We start from the raw sequence: 16,024 nt of genomic DNA, 5'->3' as shown, positions 1-16,024 counted from the left end.
GGGTCGACATGGCCATACACGCGGCGGTCGCCGGAGCCAGTGGATACGCGGGCGGGGAAGTCCTGCGTCTGCTCCTCGCGCACCCCGAGGTGCGCATAGGCGCCCTGACCGGGAACTCCAACGCCGGCCAGCGCCTGGCCGCGCTCCAGCCGCACCTGCCGCCGCTCGCCGACCGCGTGCTGGAGGCGACCACGACCGAGGCGCTCGCCGGGCACGACGTCGTCTTCCTGGCCCTGCCGCACGGGCAGTCGGCCGAGGTCGCCGAGCGGCTCGGGGACGACGTCCTGGTCATCGACTGCGGCGCGGACTTCCGCCTGCGCGACGCGGGGGACTGGGAGCGCTTCTACGGCTCGCCGCACGCCGGGACCTGGCCCTACGGGCTGCCCGAGCTGCCCGGCGCACGCCAGGCGCTGCGCGGCGCCAAACGCGTCGCGGTGCCCGGGTGCTACCCGACCGCCGTCTCCCTCGCGCTCTTCCCCGCCTACGCCGCCGGGCTCGCCGAGCCCGAGGCCGTGATCGTCGCCGCCTCCGGCACGTCCGGCGCCGGCAAGGCGGCCAAGCCGCACCTGCTCGGCAGCGAGGTCATGGGCTCCATGAGCCCGTACGGTGTGGGCGGCGGGCACCGGCACACCCCGGAGATGGTCCAGAACCTCTCGGCCGTCGCCGGGGAGCCCGTCACGGTGTCCTTCACCCCCACCCTGGCGCCCATGCCGCGGGGCATCCTCGCCACGTGCAGCACCAAGGCCCGGCCGGGCGTCACGGCGCAGGCCGTGCGGGCCGCGTACGAGAAGGCCTTCCAGGACGAGCCGTTCGCCCGGCTCCTGCCGGAGGGCCAGTGGCCGGCCACCGCGTCCGTCTACGGCTCGAACACCGCCCTCGTCCAGGTCGCCCTCGACGAGGCCGCCGGCCGGATCGTGGCGGTCGCCGCCATCGACAACCTCACCAAGGGCACGGCCGGCGGCGCGGTACAGAGCATGAACCTCGCCCTCGGCCTCCCCGAGGAGCTGGGCCTGCCGGCCACCGGGGTGGCGCCGTGACCATCAGGCGCGCCTTCGCCACCGCGCTCGCGCGGCTGGTGCCGTGCACACCCCGCTCCGGCCGGGGGGCCGGGGAGCAGCAGACGACGAAGGCCGTGCCGCACCGCGGCGCGGGCGGAGAAGCGAACAAGGAGATGCAGTGAGCGTCACCGCAGCAAAGGGATTCACCGCCTCCGGCATCGCCGCCGGTCTCAAGGACAGCGGCAGCCCCGACCTGGCCCTCGTGGTCAACCAGGGCCCCCGCCTGGCCGCCGCCGGCGTCTTCACCGCCAACCGCGTCAAGGCCGCGCCCGTCCTGTGGTCCCAGCAGGTCCTCAAGGGCGGCCGGGTGTCGGCCGTGGTCCTCAACTCCGGTGGCGCCAACGCCTGCACCGGGCCCGGCGGCTTCCAGGACACCCACGCCACCGCCGAGAAGGCCGCCCGGGTCCTCGGCCACAACGCCGGCGAGATCGCCGTCGCCTCCACCGGTCTCATCGGTGTCCGGCTGCCCATGGACAAGCTGCTGACGGGTCTGGACAAGGCCGCCGTCGAGCTGTCCGCGCACGGCGGCGAGAAGGCGGCCATCGCCATCAAGACCACCGACACCGTCCACAAGACCGCCGTCGCCCAGGGCGACGGCTGGACCGTCGGCGGCATGGCCAAGGGCGCCGGCATGCTCGCCCCCGGGCTCGCCACCATGCTCGTCGTCCTCACGACCGACGCCGACGTGGACGCCGCCGGCCTCGACGAGACGCTGCGCGCCGCCACCCGCCAGACCTTCGACCGGGTGGACTCCGACGGCTGCATGTCGACGAACGACACCGTGCTGTTGCTCGCCTCCGGCGCCTCCGGCGTCACGCCCCCGCAGGACGCGTTCACCGAGGCCGTGCGGACCGTCTGCGACGACCTCGCCCGTCAGCTGATCGGTGACGCCGAGGGCGCGTCCAAGGACATCCGCATCGAGGTCGTGGGCGCGGCCACCGAGGACGACGCCGTCGAGGTCGGCCGTTCGATCGCCCGGAACAACCTCCTCAAGTGCGCCCTCCACGGGGAGGACCCCAACTGGGGCCGGGTGCTCTCCGCGATCGGCACGACCTCCGCCGCCTTCGACCCCGACAAGCTCAACGTCGCCATCAACGGCGTGTGGGTCTGCCGGAACGGCTCGATCGGCGACGACCGCGACCTGGTCGACATGCGCTACCGGGAGGTCCGCATCACCGCGGACCTGGCCGAGGGCTCCGAGAGCGCCGTCATCTGGGCCAACGACCTCACCGCCGACTACGTCCACGAGAACAGCGCGTACTCCTCATGAGCGGCTCCACTCCCACCACCCGCCGGCACACCGCCCTGCCCAAGGCCCGCACCCTCGTCGAGGCGCTGCCCTGGCTGACGCGCCATCACGGCAAGACGGTCGTGATCAAGTTCGGCGGCAACGCCATGGTCGACGACGACCTCAAGGCGGCCTTCGCCCAGGACGTCGTCTTCCTGCGGCACGCCGGACTGCACCCCGTCGTGGTCCACGGCGGCGGGCCGCAGATCAGCGCCCACCTGGACCGGCTGGGCCTGGAGTCGGAGTTCAAGGCCGGACTGCGGGTGACCACGCCCGAAGCCATGGAGGCCGTCCGCATGGTCCTCGCCGGGCAGGTGCAGCGCGAGCTGGTCGGGCTGCTCAACCAGCACGGCCCCCTCGCCGTCGGCCTCACCGGCGAGGACGCCCACACCATGACCGCCGTCAAGCACTTCGCCGAGCTCGACGGCGAGCGGGTGGACATCGGCCGCGTCGGCGAGGTCACCGACATCGACACCGGTGCCATCCGGGCGCTCCTCGACAACGGCCGCATCCCCGTCGTCTCGTCCATCGCCCGCGGCGCCGACGACGGCGGCATCTACAACGTCAACGCCGACACGGCCGCGGCGGCCCTGGCCGCCGCGCTCGGCGCGGAGACCCTGATGGTCCTCACGGACGTCGAGGGCCTCTACGCGGACTGGCCCAACAGCGACGACGTCATCAGCCAGCTCACCGCGAGCGAACTGGAGCGGCTGCTGCCGGAGCTGGCCAGCGGCATGGTCCCCAAGATGCAGGGCTGTCTGCACGCCGTGCGCAACGGCGTCACCACCGCCCGGGTCATCGACGGGCGCGTCCAGCACGCGATCCTGCTGGAGATCTTCACGGACGAAGGCATCGGCACGATGGTCGTGCCCGACCCGGAGCAGGGGGACAAGTGACCAACGCGGACCTCACCCGCCGCTGGCAGGGTGCCCTGATGGACAACTACGGCACTCCGCGCGTACCCCTGGTGCGCGGCGAGGGCACGGCCGTGTGGGACGCCGACGGCAAGCGCTACGCCGACTTCGTCGGCGGCATCGCCGTCAACGCCCTCGGCCACGCCCATCCCGCGATCGTCCGGGCGGTCTCGGACCAGATCGCCACGCTCGGCCACGTCTCCAACCTCTTCACCGCCGAGCCGACCGTCCTGCTGGCCGAGCGTCTCCTGCGGCTGGCGGGCCGGCCCGGACGCGTGTACTTCTCCAACTCGGGCGCGGAGGCGGTCGAGGCCGCGTTCAAGATCGGCCGGCGTACGGGCCGTACGCACATGGTCGCCACCCAGGGCGGCTTCCACGGCCGCACCATGGGCGCCCTCGCCCTGACGGGCCAGCCCGCCAAGCAGGAACCGTTCCTTCCGCTGCCCGGGGACGTCACCCATGTGCCCTACGGGGACGCCGAGGCGCTCCGCGCGGCCGTCACCACCGACACCGCGCTCGTCGTGCTCGAACCGGTGCAGGGCGAGAACGGCGTCGTCGTCCCCCCACCGGGCTACCTGACCGCCGCGCGGGAGATCACCCGTGCGACGGGAACCCTGCTCGTCCTGGACGAGATCCAGACAGGTATCGGCCGCACCGGTCACTGGTTCGAGCATCTGGCGCAGGGCGTCGAGCCCGACGTCGTCACCCTCGCCAAGGGCCTCGGCGGCGGTCTTCCCATCGGCGCCACCCTCGCCTTCGGCCCCGCCGCCGACCTGCTGACGCCTGGTCAGCACGGCTCGACCTTCGGCGGGAACCCGGTCTCCTGCGCGGCCGCCCTCGCCGTCCTCGACACCATCGAGGCCGACGGAATCCTCGACCGCGTCAAGCACACCGGTGAACTGCTGCGTGACGGGATCGCTGCGCTCGCCCACCCCCTGGTCGACCACGTCCGTGGCGCGGGCCTGCTGCTGGGTATTGTCCTTGCCGAGCCCCTCGCACCAAAAGTGCAGCAGGCGGCTCAGGAAGCCGGAGTCCTGGTGAACGCGGTCGCACCTCACGTGGTGCGGCTGGCCCCTCCCCTGATCATCACCGAAGATGAGGTGGAGACGTTCCTCCAGACGCTGCCCGGCGTCCTGGACGCCGTCGCCGACGGGACCCACGAGGAACGACGATCCGGAGACTGACGAACACGATGACCGAGGCGCAGGAGACCGAGCCGGTCCATGGCGGACCGGCCGTGCCACAGACCCGCACCGCACGCCACCGCCGGATCGTGGACATCCTCAACCGGCAAGCCGTGCGATCCCAGAGCCAGCTCGCCAAGCTGCTCGCCGACGACGGTCTCACCGTCACCCAGGCGACCCTCTCCCGCGACCTCGACGAACTCGGTGCGGTCAAGATCCGCAACACCGGCGGAGAGCTGATCTACGCCGTCCCCTCCGAGGGCGGGGACCGCACCCCCCGCGCCCCCCTCGGCGAGTCCGCCAGCGAGGCCCGCATGGGCCGCCTGGCCGCCGAACTGCTGATCTCGGCGGAGGCGTCCGCCAACCTCGTCGTGCTGCGCACGCCGCCGGGCGCGGCGCAGTTCTTCGCCTCGGCGATCGACCAGGCGGGGGTGCACGAGATCATCGGCACGATCGCCGGCGACGACACCCTCCTGCTCATCAGCCGCGACCCGGCGGGCGGCCAGGCCCTGGCGGACCACCTGCTGAGGCTGGCGCAGAAGGAGCGGTGAGGGCGGACGCTTCGGGGTGAGGCCGCGGGGGACACCGCCGCCGCCTTCACCGCCGGGCTCGCGCCCGCGCACGGAGACCCGCACACAGGAGCGCGAAAAAGCCCAGCGGTCCGAGGGAAACCCTCGGGCCGCTGAGCTTTACTGCACCGTCGGGACGGCGGGATTTGAACCCACGACCCCTTGACCCCCAGTCAAGTGCGCTACCAAGCTGCGCCACGTCCCGGTGCCGTTTCCCTCCGGGCGTTCCCGGTGGGGCGTGCAGAAAGAAAATAACCCCTGCGGTGGCCCTGATCCAAATCCGGGGTCCGGGCGGGGGTCCGCTCCCGCGCGTGGGCGTGTCCGCCGGGATGCCGCCCTCGTTGCCGTTCGTGGACGGCCACGCCCCTCACCCTCCCGTTCCCCGGGGCCTTCTCGGCGAGCGCGTCGCCGTCACGCCCGTACCGCGCACCCGGGACCGGTTCACTCTCGTGCGTTGTTGACGAAACATACGGCGCAGTGCATAGTTATACCCATCAGCGCATGGAAAGCGCATCGCACCGTAAGGAGAACCCCCGTGACCGAGCGCGTCGTACTCGCCTATTCCGGCGGCCTTGACACCTCCGTCGCCATCGGCTGGATCGCCGAGGAGACGGGCGCCGAGGTCATCGCCGTCGCCGTGGATGTCGGTCAGGGCGGCGAGGACCTGGACGTCATCCGCAAGCGCGCTCTCGCCTGCGGTGCGGTGGAGGCGGAGGTCGCCGACGCCAAGGACGAGTTCGCCGAGGAGTACTGCCTCCCCGCGATCAAGGCCAACGCCCTGTACATGGACCGCTACCCGCTGGTCTCCGCCCTCTCCCGGCCGACCATCGTCAAGCACCTCGTCGCCGCCGCCCAGAAGCACGGCGCGTCCACCGTCGCCCACGGCTGCACCGGCAAGGGCAACGACCAGGTGCGGTTCGAGGCGGGCATCTCCTCCCTCGCCCCCGAGCTGAAGTGCATCGCCCCCGTCCGGGACTACGCCATGACCCGGGACAAGGCCATCGCCTTCTGCGAGGCCAAGGGCCTGCCCATCGCGACCACCAAGAAGTCGCCGTACTCCATCGACCAGAACGTCTTCGGGCGGGCCGTCGAGACCGGCTTCCTGGAGGACATCTGGAACGCGCCGATCGAGGACGTCTACGACTACACCGCCAACCCGGCCACCCCCCGGGAGGCCGACGAGGTGGTCATCACCTTCGAGCGGGGCGTGCCCGTCGCCCTCGACGGCAAGCCCGTCACCGTGCTCCAGGCCATCCAGCAGCTCAACGAGCGGGCAGGTGGGCAGGGCGTCGGCCGGCTCGACATGGTCGAGGACCGGCTCGTGGGCATCAAGTCCCGGGAGATCTACGAGGCGCCCGGCGCGATCGCGCTGATCACCGCGCACCAGGAGCTGGAGGCCGTCACCGTCGAGCGCGAGCTGGCCCGCTTCAAGCGGCAGGTCGAGCAGCGGTGGACCGAGCTGGTCTACGACGGCCTGTGGTTCTCGCCGCTCAAGCGGGCGCTGGACGGTTTCATCGCCGAGGCCAACGAGCACGTCTCCGGTGACATCCGGATGACGCTGCACGGCGGCCGGGCCGTGGTCACGGGCCGGAAGTCCGAGAAGTCGCTCTACGACTTCAACCTCGCCACCTACGACACGGGTGACACGTTCGACCAGTCCATGTCGAAGGGCTTCATCGAGATCTTCGGCCTGTCTTCGAAGATCGCCGCCAAGCGGGACCTGGCCCACTAGCCCGGCTGGTCCGCACCGACGTCCCTCCGCCTCCCCGGCCCGCCGCGGCCGGGGAGGCTTCCAGCACCGCGCCACGCAGAGGAGCAGCACGATGACATCGGGTCCGCAGAGCCAGGCAGCAGGCGGCGACGTACGTCTGTGGGGCGGCCGGTTCGCCGACGGCCCCGCCGAGGCGCTGGCCAAGCTCTCCGCCTCCGTCCACTTCGACTGGCGGCTCGCTCCCTACGACATCGCCGGCTCCCGCGCCCACGCCCGCGTCCTGCGCAAGGCCGGGCTGCTGACCGACGACGAGCTCCAGCGCATGATCGAGGGGCTCGGGCTGCTGGAGGCCGACGTCGCGGCGGGCACCTTCGTCGGCACCATCGCCGACGAGGACGTCCACACCGCCCTCGAGCGCGGCCTGCTGGAGCGGCTCGGTCCCGAGCTGGGCGGCAAGCTGCGGGCCGGGCGCTCGCGCAACGACCAGGTCGCCACGCTCTTCCGGATGTACCTGCGCGACCACGCCCGCGTCATCGGCGGGCTCGTCGCCGACCTCCAGGAGGCGCTGGTCGGGCTGGCGGAGGCGCACCCCGACGTCGCCATGCCGGGGCGTACGCACCTCCAGCACGCCCAGCCCGTGCTCTTCGCCCACCACGTCCTCGCCCACGTCCAGGCGCTCTCCCGGGACGCGGAGCGGCTGCGGCAGTGGGACGAGCGCACGGCCGTCTCGCCCTACGGTTCGGGCGCCCTGGCGGGGTCGTCCCTCGGGCTGGACCCGGAGGCGGTGGCCGCCGACCTCGGGTTCGAGCGCGGCAGCTCCGGGAACTCCATCGACGGCACGGCCTCGCGGGACTTCGTCGCGGAGTTCGCCTTCATCACGGCGATGATCGGGGTCGACCTGTCGCGGATCGCGGAGGAGGTCATCATCTGGAACACGAAGGAGTTCTCCTTCGTGACCCTCCACGACGCGTTCTCCACCGGCTCCTCGATCATGCCGCAGAAGAAGAACCCGGACATCGCCGAGCTGGCGCGCGGCAAGTCGGGCCGGCTGATCGGCAATCTGACCGGGCTGCTGGCCACGCTCAAGGCGCTGCCGCTCGCGTACAACCGCGATCTCCAGGAGGACAAGGAGCCGGTCTTCGACTCCTGCGACCAGCTGGAGGTCCTGCTGCCGGCCTTCACCGGGATGATGGCCACCCTCACCGTCCACCGCGCCCGGATGGAGGAGCTGGCCCCCGCCGGCTTCTCGCTGGCCACCGACATCGCGGAGTGGCTGGTCAAGAAGGGCGTGCCCTTCCGTGTGGCGCACGAGGTCGCGGGGGAGTGCGTCAAGGAGTGCGAGGCTCGCGGCATCGAGCTGGACGGGCTGACCGACGAGCAGTTCGCGAAGATCTCGCCGCACCTGACGCCCGAGGTCCGTACGGTCCTCAGCGTCCCCGGGGCGCTCGCGTCCCGCAGCGGACGGGGCGGCACGGCACCCTCCGCCGTGGCCGTGCAGCTCCAGGAGGTCAAGGCGGACCTCGCGGTCCAGCGGCAGTGGGCCGACGCGCGGCGCGACTGAGGCCGCCGGCGCCCCGCGCGCCGGCCTCCTGCCACCGAGGAGGCACCCACCCCGCTGATCATGAAACGACGCTGACCCGAATGAGACATCAATGTCTCACTCGGGTTATCGTCGTCTCATGAGCCTCGACCGCGAACGTGTACTGACGGCAGCCGCAGCCCTGCTCACCCGCAAGGCCACCGCCTCCATGGACGAGATCGCCAAGGCCGCCGGCATCAGCCGTGCCACCCTCCACCGCCACTTCGCCGGGCGCGACGCGCTCGTCCGTGCCCTCGAACAGCTCGGCATCGAGCAGTTCGAGCGCGCCCTGGACGAGGCCCGTCTGGAGGAGGGCGACGCGGCCGAAGCGGTCCGCCGGCTGATCGCCCGCGCCGAGCCCGTGGCCGGCCTGTTGTCCTTCCTCTACTCCGAGAACCAGCTCTTCGAAGGCGAGATGGACGAGGGCTGGAACCGCCTCGACGCCCGCGTCCACGCCCTCTTCGCGCGCGGCCAGGAGCAGGGTGCCTTCCGCATCGACCTGTCACCCGCCTGGCTCACCGACGCGCTGTACGGGCTGATCGCCTCGGGGGCGTGGGCCGTGCACGATGGGCGGGTGGCCGCGAAGGACCTCACCCGCATGGTCTCCGAGCTGCTGCTCGGCGGCGCCCTGCGGAGGGCGGAGCGGTGAGCGGCGGCACCGGCACCACGTCGCCCGGCGCCCGGGCGCCGCACGAGGCGGAGGCGCCGCGCCCCGGGCGCTGGCTGGCCCTGGCCGTCCTCGCCCTGGCCGTCCTGCTGGTCGCCGTCGACGCCACCGTCCTCGGCCTCGCGACCCCCTACCTCAGCGAGGACCTGCAGCCGACCGGCACCCAGCTGCTGTGGATCGGCGACATCTACTCCTTCGTCATCGCCGGCCTGCTGGTCTCGATGGGCAGCCTCGGTGACCGCATCGGCCGCAAGCGGCTCCTGCTGAGCGGTGCCGTGGCCTTCGGCGCGGTCTCCGTGCTCAACGCCTACGCCACCAGCCCCGAGATGATGATCGCCGCCCGTGCCCTGCTGGGCGTGGCGGGCGCGACGCTCATGCCCTCCACGCTCGCGTTGATCCGCAACCTCTTCCACGACCCGCGGGAGCGCAGCCTGGCCATCGGCATCTGGGGTGCCATGGCGTCGGCGGGCGCGGCCGTCGGCCCGGTCGTGGGCGGCTTCCTGCTGGAGAACTACTGGTGGGGCTCGGTCTTCCTGATCAACCTGCCGGTCATGGCCGTGCTCGTCCTCGTCGGCATCAAGCTGCTGCCCGAGTCCCGCGACCCGGCCCCCGGGCCGTGGGACCTGCTGAGCGTGGCCCTGTCGATGATCGGCATCGTGGCGCTCGTCTACGCGATCAAGGAGGGTGCCACCCACGGGTTCACCTGGCCGATCGCTGTGGCGTCCGCGGTCGGCCTGCTGGCCCTGGTGTGGTTCGTCCGGCGCCAGCTGAAGCTGCCCGCGCCGCTGCTGGACATGCGGCTCTTCCACCACGGGGGCTTCTCGGGCGCGGTGATGGCGGACCTGCTGACGGTCCTGGGGCTCTCCGGGTTGGTCTTCTTCCTCTCGCAGTTCCTCCAGCTGGTGCAGGACCGCAGCCCCCTGGAGGCGGGTCTGGCGGAACTGCCCGCGGCCATCGGCGCGGTGACGGCGGGGCTCCTGGCCGGCCAGGCCGCCCGGCGGTTCTCGGTGCGGTCGGTGGTGGCGGGCGGGCTCGCCGCGATCGGGGTGTCCCTGGCGGTGCTCGTGGGCCTGAGCAGCGACACGGCCTATCCGGTGCTCGGCACCGTCCTGCTCGTCGTGGGCATCGGCGCGGGCTTCTCCTTCACCGTCACCGCCGACGTCATCCTCTCCAGCGTGCCCAAGGAGCAGGCGGGCTCGGCGTCGGCCGTCTCGGAGACGGCGTACGAACTGGGTGCCGCGCTCGGCATCGCTGTGCTCGGCTCGATCGTCACGGGCGTCTACCGCGACTTCACCGTGCCCCAGGGCGTCCCGGCCCAGGCCGCGGCCGAGGCCCACGAGTCCCTGGGCGGCGCGGTCGAGACGACGACACAGCTGCCGGCCGACACCGGGGCGGCGCTGCTGGCCTCGGCGCAGGACGCGTTCGTCGATGGACTGCGCATCGCCTCCGGGGTGGGCGCGGTGGTGCTGCTGGGCACGGCCGTGGCCGCCTGGTTCCTGCTGCGCGGCCAGCAGCTGGAAGAAGGGTACGGCGGACCGACCCGGCACTGAGCGACGCCGGGCTCAGATGAGCAAACCGCACACGGGCCGGGGCTGGCAAGCCCCGGCCCGTGTGATGTTTACCGGCAAGTAACTCCCTTGACGAGTTCCTGATGCCGGGGTGAACATCTCGTCCACCGGTCGACATTGTCGAACGAGGTTCGGACGAGGGTGTCCACTTTCGGACGCCCGTGCCTCAAAAGGAATCCCCCACCATGCGTCTGCGCACCACCGCACGGCTCCTGGTCGCCGCCACGGCCGCCGCCGCCCTGAGCCTCACGGGCCCCACCGCCTCCCCGGCCACCGCCTCGCCCCTGGACATCCCGCCCAAGGGCGCCAACGACTGGTCCTGCAAGCCGGATTCGGCCCACCCGCAGCCCGTCGTCCTCGTCAACGGCACCTTCAAGCTGATGGTGGAGAACTGGGCCGCCCTGTCCCCGAAGCTGAAGGAGGCGGGCTACTGCGTCTTCGCCTTCAACTACGGCCACGGCGAGACCGACCCGATCCCCCAGGCCGCCGTCGAACTGCGGGACTTCGTCGAGGCCGTGCGGGGCGCGACGGGCGCGGAGAAGGTCGACCTCGTCGGCCACAGCCAGGGCGGCATGATGCCGCGCTACTACGTGAAGTTCCTCGGCGGGGCCGACAAGGTCGACGACCTCGTGGGCATCGTCCCCTCCAACCACGGCACCAAGAACCCGCTCGCCATCGCGGCCGGCTACACCTTCTGCCCGTCCTGCACCGACCAGCGCGTCGGCTCGGACCTGCTGAAGAAGCTCAACGAGGGCACCGAGACCCCGGCGGGTCCCGACTACACCGTCGTCTCGACCCGCTACGACGAGGTCGTCATCCCCTACACCAGCGCGCTGCTGACCGGTCCGGCCGAGCACCTGACGAACGTCGTCCTCCAGGACAAGTGCCCGCTCGACCTCTTCATGCACGACCAGGCCACCAAGGACCCGGTCGTCGCGCAGTGGGTCCTCAACGCCCTGGGACGCAAGGGCCCCGCCGACCCGGGCTTCCAGCCTCGGTGCGTCGGCGGGGCGTAAGGCCCGGGCTGACCCGGGCCGGGGGTGCGAAAGGATCAGGCCGCCTTGGCCGCCCGCGCCTTGGTGGCGTACATGTCCACGTACTCCTGGCCCGACAGGCGCATCACGTCGCTCATCACCTCGTCGGTGACGGCGCGCAGGACGTAGCGGTCACGGTCCATGCCCTCGTAGCGGGAGAAGTCCAGCGGCTCGCCGAAGCGCACGGTCACCGGCGCGATGCGGGGCAGGCCCTTGCCGCTGGGCTGGACCTTGTCGGTGCCGATCATCGCGAACGGCACCACCGGCGCGCCCGTCATCAGCGTGAGGCGGGCGATGCCCGTGCGGCCGCGGTAGAGGCGGCCGTCGGGGGAGCGGGTGCCCTCGGGGTAGATGCCGAAGACCTTGCCCTCCTCCAGCACCCGGCGGCCCGTCATCAGCGCGGCCACACCGCCGTTGCCGCCGTCCCGGTCGACGGGGATCATGCCGGAGGAGCTGAAGAACCACGCCATCAGACGGCCCTTGAAGCCCTTGCCCGTGACGTACTCGTCCTTGCCGATGAAGAACACCTGGCGCTTGAGGACGAGGGTGAGGAACAGCGAGTCGATGAACGTGGTGTGGTTCCCGGCCAGGATCACGGGCCCGCTGTCGGCGATGTGCTCCGCACCCTCCACCCTGGGGCGGTACAGGACGCGCATGAGCAATCCGAGAAACGCCTTGAGCAAGATGCGGGACAACGGGCCCTCCGGTCGTGATGGTCGGTCTGACGCACGGGTACGCGGACGCTGACGATACTCGCGGGTACCCACCCTGTGCACGCGGGATTGACCGACTTGAAACGGAGTGTTGACGTGACTTTTCACTCCGTTCCGTTTCCGTTCTTCTGAGAAGAAGTCGTACGTGCATACGATCAGCCGGCGAACGCGACAGCCGGCGGACGCCGAAAGAACAGAGCGAGGAGCGTACATGCAGCAGGAGCAGCGGCCTGGCAGGCGCACGGTGCTGGGGGCCGCGGCGGCCCTCGGCGCGGGGGCGGTGGCCCTGGGCGGCGGGGCGTCCCCGGCGTCGGCGGCCCCGCGCGGTGCCGAAGCCCACGGCGACGGCGGTTCGTACAAGAACCTTCCGGTGCCCACCGTCATCGGCCACCGGGGCGCCTGCGGCTACCGGCCCGAGCACACCTTCGGCTCCTACGAGTACGCGCTGGCCAACGGTGCGGACGTCATCGAGCAGGACCTCGTCCCCACCAAGGACGGGCACCTCGTCTGCCGGCACGAGAACGACATCACGGCCACCACCGACGTCGCCTCCCGCCCCGAGTTCGCCTCCCGCAAGACCACCAAGACCGTCGACGGCGAGGCCCACACCGGCTGGTTCACCGAGGACTTCACCCTCGCCGAGCTCAAGACGCTGCGGGCCAAGGAGCGCATCCCCGGCAACCGCCAGCACAACACCCCCTACGACGGCCGCTGGCAGGTCCCCACGTTCGAAGAGGTCCTCAAGTGGGCCGACGAGCAGGGCCGCAAGCGGGGCCGGCGCATCTGGCTGCACGTCGAGACCAAGCACCCCACCTACTTCCGCAAGGCCGGACTCGGCCTGGAGGAGCGCCTGGCCAAGCTGCTGCGGCGCTACGGACGCTCCGGCCGCAACGGCTACACCTTCATCCAGTCCTTCGAGCCCGGCAGCCTCCAGCGGCTGAACAAGCTGGGCGTCGACTGCCCCAAGGTCCTGCTGCTCGACGACCTCCCCACCCGCCCCTGGGACTTCGTGGAGGCGGGGGACCCGCGCACCGTCGCCGACCTCATCACCCCCAAGGGGCTGGCGTGGGTCTCCGGCTTCGCCCAGGGCATCGGCCCCTGGCTCAACCTGATCATCCCGCGGGACAAGGACGAGAAGCTCACCAAGCCGACCACGCTGGTGCGCGACGCCCACGCCGCCGGGCTGATCCTGCACCCGTACACGATGCGCAACGAGAACAGCTTCCTGCCCGCCGACTTCCGCCGCGGCAGCGACCCCAACGGCTACGGCGACGCCTTCGCCGCGTTCAAGACGTACTTCGCCACCGGGATCGACGGCATCTTCTCGGACAACTGCGACACGGCCGCGCTCGCCCGCGCGGACTTCGTCAAGAGGTGACCCCCGGGGCGGCCCGGTGCGCCCGGGCCGCCCCGCCACCCACAAGGGTGATCCCCACGGCCTTCCGGAAACCGGCCGGCCCGGGCCCACGTCCCAGCGATCATGACGCAGAGTGATCTCCTGTACCGGATGGGCCCGCTCCTGGAGGCGGAGTGCGCGGCGGAGGCGTCCGCCGCCGGCCTCGACGCCGCCGACCTCCGGCAGTCCGTCTGGGTACGGCTCCTGGACGAGGACCGCACCACCGTCTCCGCCGGCCGCCTGCGGGCGGCGGTCCGCGCCGAGGCCCGCGCCGCCCGCCGCCGGGCGCTGCGGGAGGTGCCCTACGACCCCACCGCCGACCCGCCGCCCGGCACCGGACCCGGGGTCGAGGCACAGGTCCTGGCCGCCGAAGCCGGCCGCGAGCTGCGCGCCGCCGTCCGCCGCCTCCCCGGCCGCTGCCCGGGGCTGCTGGATGCGCTTCTCTCCGGTGGCGACCCGACCTACCGAGAAATCGCAGGGAAGTTGGGAATGTCACAAGGATCTTTAGGGCCCGTACGCTCCCGCTGCCTGGGATGCCTGCGCAGAATGCTCATGGCGGAGATTGCGGCTCCTTGACCGTGGGGAAAGGAGCGTTAGACGACCCACAAGGGGAGGCGTGCGCAGATGGGCATGAGCGTGACCATCTCGGCAGCGGCCGAGACCGATGCCGAGCAGATCCTCAAACTTCAGTACCTCTGCTATCAGAGCGAGGCGGAGCTGTACGGCGACTACTCCATCGAACCCCTCACCCAGAGTCTCGACGACCTGCGCGCCGAACTGGGCAGCGGCTGTGTGCTCGTGGCCCGGCTCGGCGAGGAGGTCGTCGGCTCGGTGCGCGGCACCGTCGACGACGACGGCACGGCCGTCATCACCGGCCTCATCGTGCACCCCAGGATGCAGCGGCACGGCCTGGGCGGCCGGCTGCTCGGGGCGCTGGAGACGCGGCTGGCGGGGGAGTGGGCCGCCCGGCGGTTCCGCCTGGCCACCGGCCAGCGCAGCGAGGGCAACCTCCGCCTCTACCGCAAGTGGGGATACGAGCCCACGGGCACCGAGGAGGTCACCCGCAAGCTCACGCTGGTGACCCTGGAGAAGGAGGCCACGGCGGTGGCCTTCGCGACGAGCGCCTGACGCCCCCGGTGGCCGGGCCGGCGCCGGGCCGACGGCTCAGCGCGCGGCCCGGCGCAGCCAGACCATGGCCGTCACGGGCAGGATGACCGGGATGAAGAGGTAGCCCATGCCGTAGTCCGACCACACCGTCGCGTCGGGGAAGGCGGACGGCTCCAGGAGCGTCCAGGTGCCCACGGTCAGGACGCCGGCCAGCTCGGCGGCGCAGCACACCAGCGCCGCCCTGCGGGCCGCCGGCCCGCCGCGCACGAGGGAGTACGTGATGAACGCGTACACCACGGCGGCCGCCGCCGACAGGACGTAGGCCAGCGGTGCCCGGCCGAAGTCCATCAGCATCTGGACGACCGAGCGGGACGCCGCCGCGACGGTGAACACGCCGTAGAGCCACACCAGCAGCCGGCCCGGGCCCTGACCGAGGTCCAGGCCGGAGCCTTCCTCGCGCTTCATGGATTCCGACACGGTCAGCCTCCCCAGATGTCGTACAGCCGTACTTCGAGCACGGCGAGGATCACGGCGCCCGCCGCCACCGTGGCCGACCCCCAGCGGGTCCGCTCGGCCAGCGACATGAAGCCCGCCGCCGGCACCGCGGCCGCCGCGCCCAGCAGGTAGGCCACGAAGATGGCCGTGCCCTGGACGGGCCGGTCACCGCCCGACAGTCGCACCACTCCGACGACGAGCTGCACCAGCACCAAGGCCGAGACCACGGCCATGCCGATGAAGTGCCAGTCCTTGGTGGGCTGGTCGCGCGAGAAGGCGAAGCCGCACCAGGCGGCCAGCGCGAGGGCGGCCAGGCCGGCCGCGAGCGTCAGCGCGTCGATCACCGCCGCCCCCGGGCGGTGCGGGCGTGCGGATGGGGCTTGACAGGCATGGGACGACTTTAATGGCCCGGCGGCCAGGCTCCGCGCGCGACCCCTGGGGCGGCCGGGGAAGCCGGCGCAACCCCGGTCGCTGTCCGCCCCTTGATCAGCCCCGTCCGCCATTCGGACAGGCTTGGCTGATTCGCACACCCTTCTGTTTTACTTGCCCGCATGACCACGACGAGCACCCGCATCCTTGCGACCGAGGCGATGACGACGCCCGGTGCTGCTCGTCGCATGTGTCGAATGTGTGACCGCTGAGGGCCCCCGTCTGTGCCTCGCGCCCCGAAGCGAGACCCCGTGAAGCCGTCCGGCAGCCGACACCGGCCCGGACCGCTCGCCCCGCGTCACCGGAACCCCA

At 71.8% G+C, this 16,024-nt stretch carries 17 protein-coding genes and 1 tRNA gene; 14 read left to right on the top strand and 4 right to left on the bottom strand.

Annotated elements, in window-relative coordinates; all coding sequences use genetic code 11:
* Positions 1-8 precede the first annotated feature (8 nt).
* From argC to CYQ11_RS05495, 6 genes are read left to right on the top strand one after another with little or no spacing between them, the layout of a single operon-like run.
* A complete protein-coding gene (gene argC / locus CYQ11_RS05515; protein ID WP_099197722.1) occupies positions 9-1,037 on the top strand; it encodes an N-acetyl-gamma-glutamyl-phosphate reductase in 1,029 nt (342 codons plus the stop codon).
* A complete protein-coding gene (locus tag CYQ11_RS29420; protein ID WP_181143589.1) occupies positions 1,034-1,180 on the top strand; it encodes a hypothetical protein in 147 nt (48 codons plus the stop codon). Before argC ends, CYQ11_RS29420 begins: the two co-directional genes overlap by 4 nt.
* On the top strand, positions 1,177-2,328 hold the full coding sequence (argJ, locus tag CYQ11_RS05510) for a bifunctional glutamate N-acetyltransferase/amino-acid acetyltransferase ArgJ (RefSeq protein ID WP_099197721.1): 1,152 nt from the start codon (positions 1,177-1,179) through the stop codon (positions 2,326-2,328). The genes CYQ11_RS29420 and argJ overlap by 4 nt, the downstream gene beginning before the upstream one ends.
* Positions 2,325-3,242: an acetylglutamate kinase gene (gene argB / locus CYQ11_RS05505; protein WP_099197720.1), complete on the top strand. Its 918-nt coding sequence runs from the start codon at positions 2,325-2,327 to the stop codon at positions 3,240-3,242. The genes argJ and argB overlap by 4 nt, the downstream gene beginning before the upstream one ends.
* Positions 3,239-4,444: an acetylornithine transaminase gene (locus CYQ11_RS05500; RefSeq protein WP_099197719.1), complete on the top strand. Its 1,206-nt coding sequence runs from the start codon at positions 3,239-3,241 to the stop codon at positions 4,442-4,444. Before argB ends, CYQ11_RS05500 begins: the two co-directional genes overlap by 4 nt.
* An 8-nt stretch (positions 4,445-4,452) precedes the next feature.
* Entirely contained in the window at positions 4,453-4,995 is a 543-nt protein-coding gene (locus tag CYQ11_RS05495; protein ID WP_099197718.1) for an arginine repressor, read from the top strand.
* A gap of 149 nt (positions 4,996-5,144) precedes the next feature.
* Here the strand turns inward: CYQ11_RS05495 and CYQ11_RS05490 are convergent.
* A tRNA-Pro gene (locus CYQ11_RS05490) sits at positions 5,145-5,218 on the bottom strand.
* Positions 5,219-5,548: 330 nt separating this feature from the next.
* Here CYQ11_RS05490 and CYQ11_RS05485 point away from each other — a divergent pair.
* The 5 genes from CYQ11_RS05485 (at position 5,549) to CYQ11_RS05465 (ending at position 11,554) form a co-directional block, all read left to right on the top strand.
* Positions 5,549-6,745 carry an argininosuccinate synthase gene (locus tag CYQ11_RS05485; RefSeq protein WP_099197717.1) on the top strand — a complete coding sequence of 399 codons (1,197 nt, stop codon included), beginning with the start codon at positions 5,549-5,551 and terminating at the stop codon, positions 6,743-6,745.
* A gap of 91 nt (positions 6,746-6,836) precedes the next feature.
* Complete coding sequence (gene argH / locus CYQ11_RS05480; protein ID WP_099197716.1) at positions 6,837-8,285, top strand: argininosuccinate lyase; 1,449 nt, start codon at positions 6,837-6,839, stop codon at positions 8,283-8,285.
* A gap of 118 nt (positions 8,286-8,403) precedes the next feature.
* Entirely contained in the window at positions 8,404-8,952 is a 549-nt protein-coding gene (locus CYQ11_RS05475; protein WP_240003144.1) for a TetR/AcrR family transcriptional regulator, read from the top strand.
* A 74-nt stretch (positions 8,953-9,026) separates the two neighbouring features.
* Positions 9,027-10,520 (top strand): MFS transporter, encoded by a 1,494-nt coding sequence (locus tag CYQ11_RS05470; RefSeq protein ID WP_240003155.1) that lies wholly within the window; start codon positions 9,027-9,029, stop codon positions 10,518-10,520.
* A gap of 203 nt (positions 10,521-10,723) precedes the next feature.
* Positions 10,724-11,554: an alpha/beta fold hydrolase gene (locus CYQ11_RS05465; protein WP_099197713.1), complete on the top strand. Its 831-nt coding sequence runs from the start codon at positions 10,724-10,726 to the stop codon at positions 11,552-11,554.
* 35 nt (positions 11,555-11,589) lie between these two features.
* On the opposite strand, the gene CYQ11_RS05460 is transcribed toward CYQ11_RS05465, so the two are convergent.
* Complete coding sequence (locus CYQ11_RS05460; protein ID WP_099197712.1) at positions 11,590-12,267, bottom strand: lysophospholipid acyltransferase family protein; 678 nt, start codon at positions 12,265-12,267, stop codon at positions 11,590-11,592.
* A 229-nt stretch (positions 12,268-12,496) separates the two neighbouring features.
* On the opposite strand from CYQ11_RS05460, the gene CYQ11_RS05455 reads away from it, so the two are divergent.
* From CYQ11_RS05455 to CYQ11_RS05445, 3 genes are all read left to right on the top strand, one after another.
* Positions 12,497-13,663, top strand: coding sequence for a glycerophosphodiester phosphodiesterase (locus tag CYQ11_RS05455; RefSeq protein ID WP_099197711.1), 1,167 nt, complete (start codon positions 12,497-12,499; stop codon positions 13,661-13,663).
* Between the two features lie 102 nt (positions 13,664-13,765).
* Complete coding sequence (locus tag CYQ11_RS05450) at positions 13,766-14,257, top strand: RNA polymerase sigma factor (RefSeq protein ID WP_099197710.1); 492 nt, start codon at positions 13,766-13,768, stop codon at positions 14,255-14,257.
* 48 nt (positions 14,258-14,305) lie between these two features.
* Positions 14,306-14,809, top strand: coding sequence for a GNAT family N-acetyltransferase (locus CYQ11_RS05445; protein WP_099197709.1), 504 nt, complete (start codon positions 14,306-14,308; stop codon positions 14,807-14,809).
* 36 nt (positions 14,810-14,845) lie between these two features.
* Here CYQ11_RS05445 and CYQ11_RS05440 read toward each other — a convergent pair whose 3' ends face one another.
* Positions 14,846-15,253, bottom strand: coding sequence for a hypothetical protein (locus CYQ11_RS05440; protein ID WP_099197740.1), 408 nt, complete (start codon positions 15,251-15,253; stop codon positions 14,846-14,848).
* 14 nt (positions 15,254-15,267) lie between these two features.
* Positions 15,268-15,627: a hypothetical protein gene (locus CYQ11_RS05435; protein WP_099197708.1), complete on the bottom strand. Its 360-nt coding sequence runs from the start codon at positions 15,625-15,627 to the stop codon at positions 15,268-15,270.
* Positions 15,628-16,024 lie beyond the last annotated feature (397 nt).

This window comes from Streptomyces cinnamoneus (assembly GCF_002939475.1).
GTDB lineage: Bacteria > Actinomycetota > Actinomycetes > Streptomycetales > Streptomycetaceae > Streptomyces > Streptomyces cinnamoneus_A.
This window is presented reverse-complemented; position numbering and strand designations above follow the sequence as displayed.

Coding starts and splice junctions, on each gene's coding strand:
- argC (WP_099197722.1), top strand. CDS start 9: ATGGCCATACACGCGGCGGTCGCCGGAGCCAGTGGATACGCGGGCGGG.
- argB (WP_099197720.1), top strand. CDS start 2,325: ATGAGCGGCTCCACTCCCACCACCCGCCGGCACACCGCCCTGCCCAAG.
- CYQ11_RS05495 (WP_099197718.1), top strand. CDS start 4,453: ATGACCGAGGCGCAGGAGACCGAGCCGGTCCATGGCGGACCGGCCGTG.
- argH (WP_099197716.1), top strand. CDS start 6,837: ATGACATCGGGTCCGCAGAGCCAGGCAGCAGGCGGCGACGTACGTCTG.
- CYQ11_RS05475 (WP_240003144.1), top strand. CDS start 8,404: ATGAGCCTCGACCGCGAACGTGTACTGACGGCAGCCGCAGCCCTGCTC.
- CYQ11_RS05465 (WP_099197713.1), top strand. CDS start 10,724: ATGCGTCTGCGCACCACCGCACGGCTCCTGGTCGCCGCCACGGCCGCC.
- CYQ11_RS05455 (WP_099197711.1), top strand. CDS start 12,497: ATGCAGCAGGAGCAGCGGCCTGGCAGGCGCACGGTGCTGGGGGCCGCG.
- CYQ11_RS05450 (WP_099197710.1), top strand. CDS start 13,766: ATGACGCAGAGTGATCTCCTGTACCGGATGGGCCCGCTCCTGGAGGCG.
- CYQ11_RS05445 (WP_099197709.1), top strand. CDS start 14,306: ATGGGCATGAGCGTGACCATCTCGGCAGCGGCCGAGACCGATGCCGAG.
- CYQ11_RS05440 (WP_099197740.1), bottom strand. CDS start 15,253: ATGAAGCGCGAGGAAGGCTCCGGCCTGGACCTCGGTCAGGGCCCGGGC.